We start from the raw sequence: 14,408 nt of genomic DNA, 5'->3' as shown, positions 1-14,408 counted from the left end.
CGGGCACGCGGCCCACGAAACCTAGTCCCCAGTCTCCGACAACCGTCATTGGTCCGGCCGACGAGGCTGCCGCGTCTGCACAGTCACAGCAGGGATCCGCGCTCGCTAAAATCTACCTCGACGCCAACGGTCACCCTGCCACGCTTCCGAAGGAACTTCAGCACCCGAAAAACCTCGGGCCCAACGGTGAGCCGAAGGGCGAGTCGGCAGAGTCGACGTCGACTCTGCCGCAGGTAACGGCCGCATCGATGTCTAAAGGGTCGATGACAGTACCTGCGTCAAGGCCCGTCCGCCTTCTATGTGCGCTGGGCCCTGCCGCAGTTCTATACGCCCACCCGTGTCCGGACACGCCACGTTTCGGGAGATAACCGCCAAGGATGCCAAGGACGTCCTTTCCGGGCCCTGCAATCCGCATTCTGCGGCGGGGTCACCTATTGGTGACGTTCCAAACACGGATCAATCCTGAGACCAGTCCGACGGTTGTGGCTGCGATTGCGCTGCCATAGAGAATGTCCGTTCCCTTGACGGCTGCGCTGACGATACCGAATCCCGGGGCTCCTGAGGCGAGACTGGTCCCTCACGTTCCTAGATACCTACCGGCACGGGGTCCCCTCTCCGCCGAGAGAGCTACCCGGCAACCAGCTCAACCTCGTAGCCGTCAGTATTCACCAGATAGGCGGCGTAGTGGTCGGCCCCGCCGGCATGGGGATATTTGCTCTCGAACATCTCGTACCAGCCCGAGTCGGCGCCGAGCTCCCGGAGCCGGTCCACGTTCTCCCTGGTGCCCGCATGAAAGGCGAGATGGTTGAGCCCGGGCTCCGTCCTGCGGTGCGTGCTTCCCGTGAGCGCCGTGGACTGTTCGATCACGATGTACGTGCCCCCGAGTTTCCAACTGCAGCCCTCGGGCCATTCCTGGAATTGTTCGTAGCCCAGTTCGGCCAGTAACCAACCCCACTCTTCCTGCGCCCGGCTGATGTGGGGTACCCAAATTTCTACGTGGTGCAGCGAACCCACCGGAACATCAGCCATGCGCAGAGTCTACGTTTGACGGGGGCCCGCGGGAATGCCGGGCAACTCCACCACAAATGCCGCGCCGCCCTCAGGCGCGGCGCGCACGCTGATGCGACCACCCATCCGCTGCACGATCCTTGCGGCGATGGACAAACCCAGTCCGCTTCCAACAGGCCGTTCTCCGCTGTATCTGGCAAAGAGCGCACCGCGTTCAAACGCGACGGCGGCATCCGCCTCCGTGAGGCCAGGTCCGCCGTCGCGCACTTCAACGGTTAGCCCGCTGCCGGAAGGATAGGCGGCGAGCACAACGGGAGCCCCTTCCGGTGTCACGCGCAGGGCGTTTTCCAGCAAACCGTCCACCACTTGGCGCAGCCGCTGGCCATCGCTGCGGACCGGCAAGGGCCCAAGAGGCAGTTCGAGCCGTCCCGCGACCCCGTTCTGGACGCACACCGCTTGCCAGGCCTGCCAACTCTCGCGCAGGATCAAGGATGCGTCCACGGGCTGGAGTTCCACCCGGAAGTCGTCGCTCTCAAGCCGTGCCAATTCCAGGAGATCGCGGACAAAACGGTCCAGGCGGTTGGTTTCGGCCACGAGGGTCCGCCCGACCCCGACCACGTCGTTTCCGCTGACCACGCCATCGGCAAGCGCCTCGGCGTAGCCCCGCAACGCGGTCAGAGGTGTCCGGATTTCATGCGAAATGGAGAGCAGGAACTCGCGTTGGCGCCCCTCGCTGGTCCGGAGCGCGGCGTCGAGGGCCGCCAGCGCCTGAGAAACCTCCACCACTTCGGCGGGCCCGCCTGGCGCCACAGCCACGGATCGTTCTCCGGCCGCGAGGCGATGTGCCGAATGTGCCGTTCGCACCAAGGGCCGGCTCAACCATTGGGCCAACAGGCCGCCGGCCACGATGGCGAACACGAGGCAGACCCCGAGGGCAATCAGCATGCGGCTCAACAGGGGAGCGGCGGCGGCGCGGATTTCGGACACGGGCTGAGCCAGTACAACGCCACCGCCTGCCGCCAACGGCCGGGCCTCGAGGACAACGGTGTTCTGCGGACCGTTCACCGACGTCGAGACCGACTTTCCGGCGAGGACATCCGCCACTGTCCTGGCATCCACCAGCCTTGCCCCGCCGCCTGTCACGCGACCGTCGGTGCTGATTTGCGCTAGCCTCGCGCCGTGCGTGAGCAGATCTGCGCGAAGGTCCTGCAGGCTTCCAATGCTTGACTGCTTGCTGAGGGAATCGGCCTCAACCGCGAGATACTTCTTGGCTTCGTCCACGGCCGTAGCGTTGACCAGTTGCGCGGCCAGAAGGCCGGCAAGTATGACGGCGACAGTCGCGACGGCGGCGATCACCGCCGTCGTGCGACCGGCCAGTGTGCCGAACCAGCGCCTCACGTGGCTCCCCCGGCGGCGGGGCGGGGGCCGGACGATTGGGAAGCTGCAGCGGAATAGCCGACGCCGCGGCTCGTGGCGATGGGGGAGTGCTCGCCGAGCTTGGCGCGGAGCTGCGCGATGTGCACATCCACGGTCCGTCCGGCGGCGTAACTGGCCTGCCCCCACACGGCGGACAGGAGCTGCTCACGGGAAAAGACCCGGCCAGGCTGCGCCATGAGGTACGCGAGGAGGTCGAATTCGGTGGCGGTCAGCGTGAGTTCTTCGGCACCTGCGCGTACTGTCCGGTTCAGCGGGTCCAGTTCGACGCTGCCCAGCACCAGCGGTCTGGACCGTGGGGTTCCTTCGGTCCGGCGCAGGACCGCCTTCACCCGGGCGACCAGTTCGGACGGCGAAAACGGCTTGGTGAGATAGTCGTCCGCGCCCAATTCCAGGCCAAGGACGCGGTCCACTTCCTCATCGCGGGCCGTGACGAACAGCACGGGCGTCCAGTCCTCTGCCTGTCGCAATTGCTTGCAGAGCGCGATTCCGTCCATGCCGGGCAGCCCGACGTCGAGGATCACCGCGACCGGTTTGAGCCGTTTGATTTGTGCCAGCGCCGAAATCCCGTCCCGCTCAACGTGTACGCCGAACCCCGCGCGGCCCAGATAAAGGCGCTGGATATCGGCAATCGCCTGTTCATCCTCGGCAATCAGCACCAATCCGCGGCTGTCTTCCATGCGTCCATTCAACAGCACGGACGGAGCCCTTGGAGCGTCGTTGTCAGCCGGTGGCGACGGTTTTACATTCCTCGAACATTGGCCGAACAATCAGTTCACGCGGCCGGACCAGAGTGTGGTGAAGAGCGCCGGAGGATCGACCACCGGCCGGAACAAAGGACACGGACCATGAACAACAGCACCCCGAACTCCAGTACCCCAACTCCGTGCCGCAAGCGCACCCGGTCCCGCACCGCCGTCGTCGGTGTCCTGGCAGCTGGCCTCCTGCTGGGCGGCGGCGTGATCGCCGCAAACGCGGCCACCTTAAACAGCACGAGTACGACGGCGGCAGCCACCTCCCAGCCCGAGGCGACGGCCGCGACGGCTGCCGTCGCGGCCAAAACGGCTCTCGCGCGGCACCCGCTGGCGGCAGGCCTGCGGTTCTTCGTGAACGGTGACAGTACCAAGCCGAACTACGGCCAGCGCGCCGCGAAGATCGCCACCTTCATCCTGGACAAGCGCCCGAAACTCGCCGCAAAGCTTCCAGCCGCCCTGCAGGCGGACTTGAAAGCGCTCAAGGATGCTGCGGACGGCGAGCGGGTCGCGAAAGCCACCCACATCAGGGACACCGCGCTGAACGGCGGCTACGGTCCGAAGATCCAGGCGCAGGCAAAGCGCATGCAGGAGCAGAAGGCCGACCGCAAGGCCTAAGGACAAGGCTTAAACGACGGCAAGGCTGGTTATTTGCAGCGTTCCGCTACAAATAACCAGCCTTGCTCTGCGGACGCGGGCCGCCCGCAGCCCGCGTCCGCCCTGTGTCTGGACCGGCAGTGTGCCTAGGCCGGGACGGGGTCCCGGTCCGGCTCCGCTGCTACGAGGGTGCCGTCATCGAACGGCATTTCGTCCAGGTCGATCAACGGGTTGGTGTCCTGGGTGGCCACCAGCTCGCGAGCCTCGGCCTGGGTGTCCACACTCGGCATGGAGCCCGGGAGCGGACGTTGCGCGGATTCGCGCAGGAAGTAGATGGCGATTGCGCCAACCACGGACGTTCCCATGAGGTAATACGCAGGCATCATGTCGTTGCCGGTGCCCTGGATCAAGGCGGCGACAATGAACGGTGTGGTGCCGCCGAAGATCGCTACGGAGAAGTTGTAGGCGATGCCCATTCCCCCATAGCGGCTCGAGGTCGGGAACAGTGCCGGCAGCGCCGAGGCGAGGTTTGCCACGTAGAACGTGACCGGGAAGGCGATCAGGGCCAAACCGGCAAGCGTGGACCAAATGTCGCCGATGCCGATCAGCAGGAAGGCCGGAACGGCGAACACGACGGTGCTGATGGCGCCGATCCACAGTACGGGCCGGCGGCCGATCCGGTCGGAGAGCTTGCCCGTCAGCGGGATGCAGACTGCCATGATGACCAACACGGGGATGGTCAGCAGTGTGCCGTGAACGGGGTCGTAGCCCTTGGACTCGGTCAGGTACGTGGGCATGTAGGAAGTCAGCATGTAACCCACGGTGTTGGCGGCGGCGGCAAGGATCATGGCGAGGATGATCTGGCGCCAGTAAGCCTTCACGATGCCGATGGGGCCCTTGGCTACCGCGGCGTCGCCTGCTGCGGCGTCCGCGGCGAGGGCTTCCTGGGCATCCAAAGTGGCTTGGAACTGGGGTGATTCCTCGATCTTGCTACGGAAATACACCGCAATGACGCCGAGGGGACCGGCGAGGAGGAACGGCAGTCGCCAGCCCCAGTCCTCCATGGCCGACTGGCCGATGGTGAGTTGCAGGATCGACACGAGGGCCGCACCAAGGGCGAAGCCGATGTAGGAGCCCATATCCAGGAAGCTCGCGAAGAAACCGCGGCGCTTGTCCGGAGCGTATTCGCTCACGAACGTCGTGGCGCCGGCGTATTCGCCGCCGGTCGAGAAACCCTGGACAAGTTTCAGGAGGACGAGCAGCACAGCCGCCCAGATGCCGATTTGTGCGTATCCAGGCAGGAGTCCGACGGCGAAGGTGCTGGCAGCCATCAGCAAGAGTGTTGTGGCGAGCACCTTCTGGCGGCCCACTTTGTCACCGAGCCAGCCGAAGATTACGCCGCCGAGTGGCCGTGCCACGAAGGTTGCGGCGAATGTTCCCAGCAGGAACAGGGTCTGCACGGACTTATCGGCCTCGGGCAGGAAGACTGGCCCCATCGTGGTGATGAGGTAGCCGAACACGCCGACGTCGTACCATTCCATGGTGTTGCCGACGATCGTGCCACCGAGTGCTTTTTTCAGCATGGGCTGGTCAACGACGTTGACGTCGGATACCTTGAGTCGACGGCGTGTTGGAAGTTTCAATTTTGAGGCACCGCGTGGTGCAGTCTTGCTCGTTGCAGCAGCGTTCCTAGCGCCTGCTGAAGAGTCGGTAATGCTTCGGTCTGTGGGCATTTGTGTTTCTCCTAGGGAGATCATTTGCTTGCGACATACAGCTGCTCCGCTCTGGGCAGGGTTTCAATTTTACGCGAGATTCGCCGGATCTGAGAGTCGGGCCCTGTGATTCGGGCCTATTCCACTCCCTTTTCGGGGTAAATGTCTGACATCCATTTACCTCCTACAGCCCCGGAATCACGCGGATTTTGGCGCGCTCAGGAGGTGCGTTACCAAATTGTTTGGTTCAGGGGCCCGAAACGCACAGTTTGCTGATCATTTCCGGTGGGTTTCCCGTAGTTTCCCAAGCACCACCGTGGCATCGAATTCTTCAGAATGGACCACGAGCGCGGACAGCCCGGCGTCCCCGAACAAGGCCGCCGTCGTCGGGGCCTGCCGGACGCTCGTTTCGATCAGTAGCCGGCCCCCGGGAGCCAGCCACGACGGAGCTTCTCTCGCGATCCGGCGCTGCACATCCAAACCATCCGAGCCGCCGTCGAGCGCCACCCGCGGTTCATGCAGCCGGGCCTCCGGCGGCATCATGCCGATCGAGTCCGTAGGGACGTAGGGGGCGTTGGCCACCAGGACGTCCACCCGGCCGCGAAGAGTGTCCGGCAGGGCCGAAAAGAGATCACCTTCATGCACCTGGCCGCCCGCCAGCCCGATGTTTCGGCGGGCGCAGCGGACCGCTGCGGGGTCGACGTCGGCCGCGTGAAGCTCAATGCCGCCCACTGCGGCAACCAAAGCGGCACCCACAGCACCCGAACCACAGCAGAGATCGACGACGACGGCGCCCGGCCGGACGAGGCGGGCGGCCTCCTGGACGAGGTGCTCCGTGCGGCGGCGGGGGACGAAGACGCCAGGTTCCACCGTGATGTGTTGGCCGCAGAACTCAGCCCATCCCAAAGGGTATTCAAGGGGCAATCCTGAGACGCGTTGTCCGAGCAACTGCTCAAGATCCTCGGGCGCGTGCGCCGCGGCGATGAGGAGCCGGGCCTCGTCCTCGGCGAAGACACAACCGGCAGAACGGAGCCGGGCTGTCACGGCGGAATGGGAAGGCTGGAACGCGGGTGCTGACATGGAGAGTCTTTCGGGGTACCGAGGGGTGCTCTCCGGGCCATGCTAGCCGAGAGCGAAGGCGGAGGCCATGCGTGAAACGGCCTCGACAAAAAGCCGGGGTTCACAAACACGGCGAGGAGTGTCTAGGGTGGGTGCATGGGAACACTGATTTTTGAATAGACCAGCGGGTCACCGCTGAGTTTGAACCGACAAAAATCCACGCCTGTTGAGGCTTCGCCTCCGCGCCGTTTCTGTTGCTTTGGTTATACCCAGGGTCTCGCAGCGGACGTCGCGTCCCGATACCTCCTCCGGCAAATCAAGAGCTTTAAAGGAGTCCACTGCATGACACCGAACACACCCGAAACCGACGCCGGGCAGGAACCAGTAGCGCAGGAAACCGACGCCCCGGCTGCCGGTGTCCGATCGAAACTGACTGACGCGCAGAAGGAGATGCTGGCCAGCAAATCCCGTGGCGGGGCAGCGAACAGCTGGCAAAGCACCGGAAAAGGACACAAGCCCACTCAAGCGAGTGGCAAGCTGGCCAAGTCCGAGAAGAAGGTCCGCTGGTAGATCCTGCAGACAAGCGGACCGCTCCCACCTAGTATGGAAAATCCCTTCGTTTCAATGCAGAAAGGAAGAACAATGGCTGCGAAGCACGTTGAGCAACAAATCAACTCCGAGGTGGCCAGCCACTTGGTCGAATCCATGGATAAGGCGCCCATGCCGGCCCCTGCAACTGTGGCCATGGCCCTCGGCTCGACGCAAGGACAGGCCTGGCCAGACGGTAGCGGCAAGACCAGGCACCCCAAGGATCGCGGCGCCAGCCACGGTCGCGTTGGCCAACAGGCGGCGGTCACCGCGGTCCACCGGACCAGCCGTCCCCAGCTGCCGCACTCCTCTTAGGAATACCTTCGAAACGGAAAATGCCCTGCGAGACCGGAATTCCGGTGGCGCAAGGCATTTTCCGTTTCGCTGGATTGGTCGGGGAGCTAGGCGCGCTCGACGTCGGCGGGAGACTTGTCGGGGCGCCATCCGCGCCAGACGGGATGGCGCATTCTCTCGGTGCCGGTCCAGTCGCCGAACGTCACCTCTCCCACGAGCTCGGGGGAAACCCAGTGCGCGGTGGCGGCGTCCTCGGCGGGGATGTCGCGGAAGGGGGAGTCCGGGCGGTCGAGCCCCTCCATGCGCTTCAGGATGTCGCGCAGCTGCCAGTCCTTGAAGCCAGTGCCCACCCGGCCGGCGTAGCGCAGCTTGTCGCCGTCGGGAATCCCCACGAGCAACGATCCAATGGTTCCGAGCCTCGCCCCGGCGCCGGGCCGCCAGCCACCCACCACCACCTCCTGCGTGCGTTCCAACTTGAGTTTGATCCAGGACCTGCTGCGCCGTCCCGGTTGGTACCGGCTATCCGTGCGCTTGGCCATGACGCCCTCCAAGCCAAGCTCGCTGGCGCTCGCCAAGATGTCGTCGAGGTCATGTTCCAGGATCTCGGATACATGGATAGGGGAGCCCTGGGCCGGCAGCTTGGCACGGAAGGCCGCCAGCCTGTCCCGGCGCTCGCTGAGCGGCAGGGAGGCGAGATCGGCGCTGCCTTGGGATCCGGCGTCGTACAGGAGATCGAACACCATGAGCTGCACGGGGACCGCGGCCCGGGCGCGTTCGACGTCGCCGGGTTTGAAGAGGTTCATCCGCTTCTGGAGCAACTCGAAGCTGGGCCGGCCGTCCTTGCTGAGTGCGACGATTTCGCCGTCTGCCACGAAGTCGTGGTCAGGCCAGTAGCGCGGATCCGCCAGTTCGGGATAGGTGGGAGTCATGTCGATCCCGGAGCGGCTGGTCAACCTGATCTTCCCGCCCGAACCTGAAACGATGGCCCGGAATCCGTCCCATTTGAGCTCAAACAACCAGTCGCCGGAGGAGACATCGGCGGGGGTTCCGGATGTTGCGAGCATGGGCGCGTAGCTGGGGGTCCCGTTCGGTTGTGGCTGGGCGTCGGGCAACAGCACCGTCCGGTGGCCCGCTTTGTCCTTCATCAGGTGGATCAGCCACTGGGACGGCGACTCCCCGGTGTGTATCAGCGCGAAGCGCCGGGTGCCGTGCAATCCGCCGCCGGGCTTGCCTGTGAGGGTGGCGATGACTTCCTTGCCGTCACGCCATTTTTCGCACTCGAACTCGCCGCTGTCCCAGATGCTGACTGTCCCGGCACCGTATTCGCCCTTCGGAATGATGCCCGCGAATTCCGCATACTCCATCGGGTGGTCCTCAGTCCGCACCGCGAGATGGTTCTTGTCCGGAGTGTCCGGCACGCCCCGCGGCAATGCCCAGGACGCCAGGACTCCGTTGTGCTCCAGCCGGAAGTCCAAGTGGAAACGGCGGGCATGGTGCTCCTGGATGACAAAGATTCCGCCGGGCGGATTGGGTTCGGCGTCAGCCTGGAGTGGGCGCGAACCGGGTTGGTGTTCGACGGCGGGAAACGGTTCGGGCGTCCGCTGCGGGTCGCGCTTCTCCACGTAGCTGGCCAGCCGCGGGTTTACCGCGGCGCTCCCGACGGCGGCGCTCCCGACGGCGGTGCTCCCGTCGGCGGTGCTCCCGTGCTCGGGCGCATGCCCCGACCGCCCGGCCGCCACCCCGGCGAAGGGGTCCTTTCCCTCTTTAACGCGCTTCATGACGGCCGTGAAGTCCAGATGCTCGAGTTTGGGGGAGGCGAGTTCACGCCACGTCCTCGGTGCAGCGACCATCGGGTGGGCGCGACCGCGAAGGGAGTACGGGACGATGGTGGTCTTGTTCCCGCTGTTCTGGCTCCAGTCCACCAGGACCTTGCCGCCGCGCAACGTCTTCTTCATGTCGCTGACCACGAGGTCCGGATGGTCAGCCTCGAGCGAGCGCGCCAATTCGTGCGCGAACGCGGAGACCTGCTCCCATTTGCGGGTGCCATCCAGCCCGGCGTAGAGGTGTATCCCCTTGCTGCCGCTCGTCACAGGAACCGGATCAAGGCCGATGTCCTCCAGGATGCTTCGCGCCAGCTTGGCGACTTCCACGCATTCGGGAAGGCCGGTACCGGGACCCGGATCGAGGTCCAAGACAAGGCGGTCCGGCGGCAGCATGGTTCCGTCGGCGTCCACTTGCCATTGCGGCACGTGGATTTCCAAGGCCGCAATCTGGGCCAGCCAGGTGAGCGTAGCGAGGTTGTTGACGAGGGGGTAGACGTTGCTGTGGTCCCTGTGCTGGATGGTGACCCGGGGAACCCACGACGGCGTCGAATCGTCCAGGTTCTTCTGGAAGAACATCTGTCCGGGATCCTGGGTGGTCCCTACTCCGTGCACCCAACGCTTCCGGGTGGCGGGCCGGTTGGCGGCAGCCGGGATCAGGAACGGCGCTACGGCGGCATAATATTCGAGCACTTCGGCCTTGGTGGTGCCAGTCTCCGGGTAGATGATTTTTCCCAGGTTGGTGAGCGTCAGTTCATGGCCTTCGACGTTGACGCGTTCCTTCTGGCTGGTTGCCACCTCTTCACCTCCGCCGTGTTGTGATGTTCACTTAGTGCATGAGGGCCATATGGAAGGGTTCTATCGCGTTCGGGCTGGTCAACGTACCCGTCAAGCTCTACAGCGCCACCGAGGACCACGATGTCAGTCTCCATCAGGTCCACAACAAGGACGGAGGCCGCATCCGTTACCAGCGGAAGTGCGAAATCTGCGCCTCTGTTGTGGATTACGAGGATATCGACAAGGCCTACGAAGAGGAAGGCCGTACCGTCGTGCTGTCTGCGGCCGATTTGAAGTCGCTGCCCGCGGAGAACAGCCGCGAAATCGAAGTGGTGGAGTTCGTTCCGGCCGAACAGTTGGATCCCATCATGTACGAGCGGCCGTACTACCTTGAGCCTGATTCCAAGTCGCCCAAGGCCTACATGCTGCTTCTGCGCACACTGCAGGACACTGAGCGAGTGGCGATTGTGCAGTACGCCCTCCGGCAGAAGACCAGGCTGGGCGCGCTGCGGGTACGCGGCGACGTGCTGATGCTGCAATCCCTGCTCTGGGACGACGAGGTCCGCGAAGCCGACTTCCCGTCGCTGGAAACCGACGTCAAGATCTCGGACAAGGAGCTCGAGATGTCCTCGGCCCTGGTGGACTCCATGGCGCGCGACTTCGAGCCCGAGCAATACACCGACAACTACCAAGTTCAATTGCGCCAACTCATCGCTGCCAAGCTCGAAAAGGGCGACTCCATCGACACCGAGGAGACCTTTGGAGTGGCAGCCAGTGAAGGGGAAGGCGGCGAGGTCATCGACCTCATGGAAGCCCTCAAGCGGAGTTTGGAGAAGAAACGCGGCAAGGAGGCCAGCGGGTCGTCCGCTGCGTCGTCCACCGAAGAGTCCGACGTCGGCGCCACCGCCAAAGCGGCCAGCAAGCCCAGGGCGAGGGTCAAGAAAGCCTGACGCGCCGCCGTCGTGCGCTCCGCGAAAAATGGACATGTCCCTCTTGGCACGCAGCGGAGCAAGGCACATGTCCCTTGGAGGGCCTAGTGGTTTCGCAACGCAGAGATCAGCTCGGATTTCTTCTTGCTTGAGTACCCTGTGAGCCCCAGTTCCTTCGCCCGTGACTTCAATTGGGGCACAGTCCAGTCCTCATAGTCGCCCGAGGTGCCGCCGCGTCGGCCGATTTCCTTGCGGCCCTCCTTGGCAGCGGCATTCGAGATCCTCGCGGCCTTTTCTTTCGAGGCGCCATCCTCACGGAGGGTTTCGTAGAGTTCCGGATCCTTGAGGCTGGGATTCTTCTTGTTTGGCATGCGTTCCTCCTTCGGTCAAGATCCGGGCTAGGACGGAAGCTCCATGCGGAACCCGCAGCGGCACTGCAACACCTTTGTGGCCAGGTACACGTCGAGAAGGTCGACAGCGGGGTCTTCGGTGGACACCGGCGCATACACGCTGTGGAATCCGGTTCCTGAGATCTTCATGGGTTCGCCGCAATGGATGTATTCGCCGCCGAATTGCAGCACACCTGACACCGTGCCTCGCTGGTTCAGGATGGCCGCGACGTCCTGGAATGTTGCGGCATGGGCGTAGAACATATCGCATTCCATGCAGGTGTAGGCGACGTCCACGAACTCTGCCGACGGTGGCTTCAGGGGCTCGATGGAATCGAGAATCACGTACTCGGCGGTGCCGCAATGGCCGCACCAAATTCGTTCCCCTTTGGGGAGAGGTGCGCCGTTGGGAACAAGCGGGTCAGAGATAGTCGGCATCGACTTAACTCCTTGAACCAGGAAGTGCGGCTCCCGCGCGAGGCGGAAGCCGCACTTCGAGCGGATTTAATCCTTCTTGAAAGCGTCCTTGACCTTTTCACCGGCCGATTTCAGGTCGCTCTTGCTCTGATCCATCTTGCCTTCGGCTTCGAGTCTCTCGTTGCCCGTCAGCTTTCCAGCCGCTTCCTTGGATTTGCCTGCAAGCTTTTCTCCGGCGTTCTGGATCTTGTCATCTGCACCCATGGAGGTACTCCTTTTGCTGGTAAATGGATTACTTCACTTCGCCAAGTTATGTGGGGCCCGGCCGGAAGGGGCCAGGCGCCCTAACTGCCGTCGTCGGTCAAACGCCGTGTGACCGACGGCCGGACATGAAGCTAAGGAGCCAGCCGATGGCCGCGACAATCAGGAGGACAACGCCGACCCAGAGGAGCCAACTCACGGCCTGCGAGAATCCGCCGACGAGCAGAAGAACGATTGCCACAACGCCTGCAATGATCAGAAGAGTGTTCACAATGACACATTCCTTACTTCAGCGGGACCACTGGCAAGCGCCCGGGCCCCTTGCGATGTATTCGGTTATCGGTTCACTTGCGAACCGTTGTTCCCCGCCAGGCCCCCAGGCCCCGTGCAAGGTCTTGCTGTAGCGATACCGCCCCGGATTTTCGGGGTTTTCGTCTGGAACGAACCGGTACCGACTTCCTCCATGTTACTACTAAGCACCCTTATCAAATCAAGTACTAAGTACACTTACAAAGATTTTTGGATATCGTCGTAGGGTAAATGGAAGGTCGTGCGCCGGTTTCCAGCCCACGCATCGGATGGTCGTCTAGGAGGAGAAAAACGTGAAAGCATCGCAAACCCTGGCAGATAATCTCCAGCTGGTCCTGACGGATCTGATTGAACTCCAGCTCCAAGGAAAACAGGCCCATTGGAACATCGTCGGCGCCAATTTCCGGGACCTGCATCTGCAGCTCGACGAACTCGTCGCAGCCGCCCGGGAGTTCGCCGATGAAACCGCCGAAAGGATGCGGGCGCTCCATGCCCTTCCCGACGGCCGGAGCAGCACCATCGCTGCCTCAACCCGGCTGGAGCAATTCCCCGCGGGATTGACCAAAACCAAGGACGCCGTGAAGCTGATCACCGACCGTCTGGAGCGGACGGTCCAGACCATGCGTGATGTCCACGACGAAGTGGACGCGGAAGATCCCACGACGGCGGACCTCCTCCACGCGTTCATCGCCCGTTTGGAGCAGCTCGCCTGGATGATCAGTGCCGAGATCATGTCCGCGAATGCGTCCGTGGCGGACCCGCAGGAAGCTTAGAAAACCGGGACCCTGGCAAACGGCGCCAGGCATGCCACGGCTCCGCCGCAGCAAACCCGGCACTCCGGGCATTTCCCGGCGAAGGTCCGGCCGCGGATTCAGCTACTACCATCCGGACGGATCGCTTATCGCGGGTGGGGAGCGCAAGCGCCTTGACTCGCTGGCGATTCCTCCTGCGTGGGCCGATGTCTGGATATGTCCGTTCGAGAACGGGCACATCCAGGCAATGGGAGTGGACGACGCCGGCCGGAGCCAATACATCTACCACCCGGAATGGCGCGCCCGCCAGGATATTGAAAAATTCGCCCGGGCTGCGCGGCTCGGGGCCCTCCTGCCGCAGGCGCGCCGTCTGGTCTCCCGGCATCTGCGGGAGTCAGCTTCGGAGAAGACCAAAACCTTGGCCGCGGCCGTGCGGCTCATGGATCTCGGTGCCTTACGCGTTGGATCTGATGGTTACACGCGCCGCAACGGCTCATATGGGCTCACCACGCTGAGGTGCAAGCACGTCAAGGTCAACAGGGATGCGGTCTCCCTGCATTTCCCGGGGAAAAGCGGTCAAACCTGGGATTCCACCATCGAAGACCCTGTGCTGGCCCGATTCCTCGGGCCCTTGGCGGGCAGGCCCGGCAAGGAGTCCCTGCTGGTCTTCCAGAACGGTGAGGGCAGCGTCTGCCTGAATGCCGCGATGGTCAACGAGTACCTTCGCCACATCACCGGCGGCGACTATACGGCCAAGGACTTCCGCACGTGGAAAGGGACCGCGGCAGCCGGCATGGCGCTCGCAGGCAGATCGAAAGTGCCGGCCCGCCAACGAGTCCTCGAGGCGATCAAGCAAACCGCTGAACTGCTCGGCAACACGCCCACGGTGGCGAGGGCAGCCTACGTCGACCCGCGCGTCGTCGAGGGTTTCCTTGCCGGTGACCTCGAACAGCTCAAGGCCACCGAGTCGGATATTGCGGCCTACCTGAATAATCTGCCCTGAATTAACAAGGGTTACTCGGCGTCGTGGTCCGTTTCGAGGATCTTCACGAGGCGGTCCAGGGCTTCGTCGGCCCCGGCACCTTCGGCGCGCAGCACGACGACGTCGCCGAATGACGCTCCAAGGCTCATGAGGGACAGGATGCTGGCGGCGTCCATGGCGTCGTCGGCGGGCTCGCCTTCGCGGGCGATGGTGACCTCGATGTCCAGCTCGCCGGCGGCTTCGGCGAAGATGGCTGCCGGGCGGGCGTGCAGGCCGACGCGGCTGGCGATGGTGGCGGTACGTTCGGACATTGTTGCTCCTTCGATTG

17 protein-coding genes are annotated in these 14,408 nt (G+C 63.7%); 6 read left to right on the top strand and 11 right to left on the bottom strand.

The window, feature by feature from the left end; all coding sequences use genetic code 11:
• Positions 1–627: 627 nt before the first annotated feature.
• From ABEA18_RS03750 to ABEA18_RS03740, 3 genes are read right to left on the bottom strand one after another with little or no spacing between them, the layout of a single operon-like run.
• Positions 628–1,029: a VOC family protein gene (locus ABEA18_RS03750; protein ID WP_345447981.1), complete on the bottom strand. Its 402-nt coding sequence runs from the start codon at positions 1,027–1,029 to the stop codon at positions 628–630.
• Positions 1,030–1,038: 9 nt separating this feature from the next.
• Positions 1,039–2,406: a sensor histidine kinase gene (locus tag ABEA18_RS03745; protein ID WP_345447980.1), complete on the bottom strand. Its 1,368-nt coding sequence runs from the start codon at positions 2,404–2,406 to the stop codon at positions 1,039–1,041.
• Positions 2,403–3,122 carry a response regulator transcription factor gene (locus tag ABEA18_RS03740; RefSeq protein ID WP_345447979.1) on the bottom strand — a complete coding sequence of 240 codons (720 nt, stop codon included), beginning with the start codon at positions 3,120–3,122 and terminating at the stop codon, positions 2,403–2,405. The genes ABEA18_RS03745 and ABEA18_RS03740 overlap by 4 nt, the downstream gene beginning before the upstream one ends.
• Positions 3,123–3,290: 168 nt before the next feature.
• On the opposite strand from ABEA18_RS03740, the gene ABEA18_RS03735 reads away from it, so the two are divergent.
• A complete protein-coding gene (locus ABEA18_RS03735) occupies positions 3,291–3,812 on the top strand; it encodes a hypothetical protein (RefSeq protein ID WP_345447978.1) in 522 nt (173 codons plus the stop codon).
• Between the two features lie 125 nt (positions 3,813–3,937).
• Here ABEA18_RS03735 and ABEA18_RS03730 read toward each other — a convergent pair whose 3' ends face one another.
• Complete coding sequence (locus tag ABEA18_RS03730) at positions 3,938–5,524, bottom strand: MFS transporter (RefSeq protein ID WP_345447977.1); 1,587 nt, start codon at positions 5,522–5,524, stop codon at positions 3,938–3,940.
• 255 nt (positions 5,525–5,779) lie between these two features.
• On the bottom strand, positions 5,780–6,583 hold the full coding sequence (locus tag ABEA18_RS03725; RefSeq protein WP_345447976.1) for a putative protein N(5)-glutamine methyltransferase: 804 nt from the start codon (positions 6,581–6,583) through the stop codon (positions 5,780–5,782).
• 321 nt (positions 6,584–6,904) lie between these two features.
• On the opposite strand from ABEA18_RS03725, the gene ABEA18_RS03720 reads away from it, so the two are divergent.
• A complete protein-coding gene (locus ABEA18_RS03720) occupies positions 6,905–7,132 on the top strand; it encodes a hypothetical protein (protein ID WP_284754430.1) in 228 nt (75 codons plus the stop codon).
• A 72-nt stretch (positions 7,133–7,204) separates the two neighbouring features.
• Positions 7,205–7,465: a hypothetical protein gene (locus ABEA18_RS03715; RefSeq protein WP_345447975.1), complete on the top strand. Its 261-nt coding sequence runs from the start codon at positions 7,205–7,207 to the stop codon at positions 7,463–7,465.
• Positions 7,466–7,551: 86 nt separating this feature from the next.
• Here the strand turns inward: ABEA18_RS03715 and ABEA18_RS03710 are convergent, their stop codons facing one another.
• Positions 7,552–10,062: an ATP-dependent DNA ligase gene (locus ABEA18_RS03710; RefSeq protein WP_345447974.1), complete on the bottom strand. Its 2,511-nt coding sequence runs from the start codon at positions 10,060–10,062 to the stop codon at positions 7,552–7,554.
• Positions 10,063–10,100: 38 nt separating this feature from the next.
• Here ABEA18_RS03710 and ku point away from each other — a divergent pair, with 38 nt between their 5' ends.
• Complete coding sequence (gene ku / locus ABEA18_RS03705; protein ID WP_345447973.1) at positions 10,101–10,991, top strand: non-homologous end joining protein Ku; 891 nt, start codon at positions 10,101–10,103, stop codon at positions 10,989–10,991.
• Positions 10,992–11,074: 83 nt separating this feature from the next.
• Here the strand turns inward: ku and ABEA18_RS03700 are convergent, their stop codons facing one another.
• From ABEA18_RS03700 to ABEA18_RS03685, 4 genes are all read right to left on the bottom strand, one after another.
• Positions 11,075–11,341 (bottom strand): DUF7218 family protein, encoded by a 267-nt coding sequence (locus tag ABEA18_RS03700; protein ID WP_345447972.1) that lies wholly within the window; start codon positions 11,339–11,341, stop codon positions 11,075–11,077.
• A gap of 27 nt (positions 11,342–11,368) precedes the next feature.
• Positions 11,369–11,797 (bottom strand): hypothetical protein, encoded by a 429-nt coding sequence (locus tag ABEA18_RS03695; protein WP_345447971.1) that lies wholly within the window; start codon positions 11,795–11,797, stop codon positions 11,369–11,371.
• 66 nt (positions 11,798–11,863) lie between these two features.
• The gene (locus ABEA18_RS03690; RefSeq protein ID WP_059388403.1) at positions 11,864–12,040 is read right to left on the bottom strand and encodes a CsbD family protein; all 177 of its coding nucleotides are present in this window, start codon (positions 12,038–12,040) and stop codon (positions 11,864–11,866) included.
• Between the two features lie 97 nt (positions 12,041–12,137).
• Positions 12,138–12,308: a DUF2207 domain-containing protein gene (locus tag ABEA18_RS03685; RefSeq protein ID WP_139359614.1), complete on the bottom strand. Its 171-nt coding sequence runs from the start codon at positions 12,306–12,308 to the stop codon at positions 12,138–12,140.
• 331 nt (positions 12,309–12,639) lie between these two features.
• Between ABEA18_RS03685 and ABEA18_RS03680 the strand changes: the two genes are divergently transcribed.
• Together ABEA18_RS03680 and ABEA18_RS03675 are read left to right on the top strand one after the other, a co-directional pair.
• Positions 12,640–13,119 carry a Dps family protein gene (locus tag ABEA18_RS03680; RefSeq protein ID WP_345447970.1) on the top strand — a complete coding sequence of 160 codons (480 nt, stop codon included), beginning with the start codon at positions 12,640–12,642 and terminating at the stop codon, positions 13,117–13,119.
• Between the two features lie 31 nt (positions 13,120–13,150).
• Positions 13,151–14,101 carry a DNA topoisomerase IB gene (locus tag ABEA18_RS03675; protein ID WP_345447969.1) on the top strand — a complete coding sequence of 317 codons (951 nt, stop codon included), beginning with the start codon at positions 13,151–13,153 and terminating at the stop codon, positions 14,099–14,101.
• Positions 14,102–14,112: 11 nt separating this feature from the next.
• Here ABEA18_RS03675 and ABEA18_RS03670 read toward each other — a convergent pair whose 3' ends face one another.
• Positions 14,113–14,391, bottom strand: coding sequence for an HPr family phosphocarrier protein (locus tag ABEA18_RS03670; RefSeq protein ID WP_059388405.1), 279 nt, complete (start codon positions 14,389–14,391; stop codon positions 14,113–14,115).
• Positions 14,392–14,408 lie beyond the last annotated feature (17 nt).

It is taken from the genome of Arthrobacter gyeryongensis (assembly GCF_039543785.1).
GTDB classification, from domain to species: domain Bacteria; phylum Actinomycetota; class Actinomycetes; order Actinomycetales; family Micrococcaceae; genus Arthrobacter; species Arthrobacter gyeryongensis.
The sequence above is the reverse complement of the archived record's forward strand: the minus strand, read 5'-3'. Positions and strand labels throughout refer to the sequence as shown.

Coding starts and splice junctions, on each gene's coding strand:
- ABEA18_RS03750 (WP_345447981.1), bottom strand. CDS start 1,029: ATGGCTGATGTTCCGGTGGGTTCGCTGCACCACGTAGAAATTTGGGTA.
- ABEA18_RS03740 (WP_345447979.1), bottom strand. CDS start 3,122: ATGGAAGACAGCCGCGGATTGGTGCTGATTGCCGAGGATGAACAGGCG.
- ABEA18_RS03735 (WP_345447978.1), top strand. CDS start 3,291: ATGAACAACAGCACCCCGAACTCCAGTACCCCAACTCCGTGCCGCAAG.
- ABEA18_RS03730 (WP_345447977.1), bottom strand. CDS start 5,524: ATGCCCACAGACCGAAGCATTACCGACTCTTCAGCAGGCGCTAGGAAC.
- ABEA18_RS03725 (WP_345447976.1), bottom strand. CDS start 6,583: ATGTCAGCACCCGCGTTCCAGCCTTCCCATTCCGCCGTGACAGCCCGG.
- ABEA18_RS03720 (WP_284754430.1), top strand. CDS start 6,905: ATGACACCGAACACACCCGAAACCGACGCCGGGCAGGAACCAGTAGCG.
- ABEA18_RS03715 (WP_345447975.1), top strand. CDS start 7,205: ATGGCTGCGAAGCACGTTGAGCAACAAATCAACTCCGAGGTGGCCAGC.
- ku (WP_345447973.1), top strand. CDS start 10,101: ATGAGGGCCATATGGAAGGGTTCTATCGCGTTCGGGCTGGTCAACGTA.
- ABEA18_RS03700 (WP_345447972.1), bottom strand. CDS start 11,341: ATGCCAAACAAGAAGAATCCCAGCCTCAAGGATCCGGAACTCTACGAA.
- ABEA18_RS03695 (WP_345447971.1), bottom strand. CDS start 11,797: ATGCCGACTATCTCTGACCCGCTTGTTCCCAACGGCGCACCTCTCCCC.
- ABEA18_RS03690 (WP_059388403.1), bottom strand. CDS start 12,040: ATGGGTGCAGATGACAAGATCCAGAACGCCGGAGAAAAGCTTGCAGGC.
- ABEA18_RS03675 (WP_345447969.1), top strand. CDS start 13,151: ATGCCACGGCTCCGCCGCAGCAAACCCGGCACTCCGGGCATTTCCCGG.
- ABEA18_RS03670 (WP_059388405.1), bottom strand. CDS start 14,391: ATGTCCGAACGTACCGCCACCATCGCCAGCCGCGTCGGCCTGCACGCC.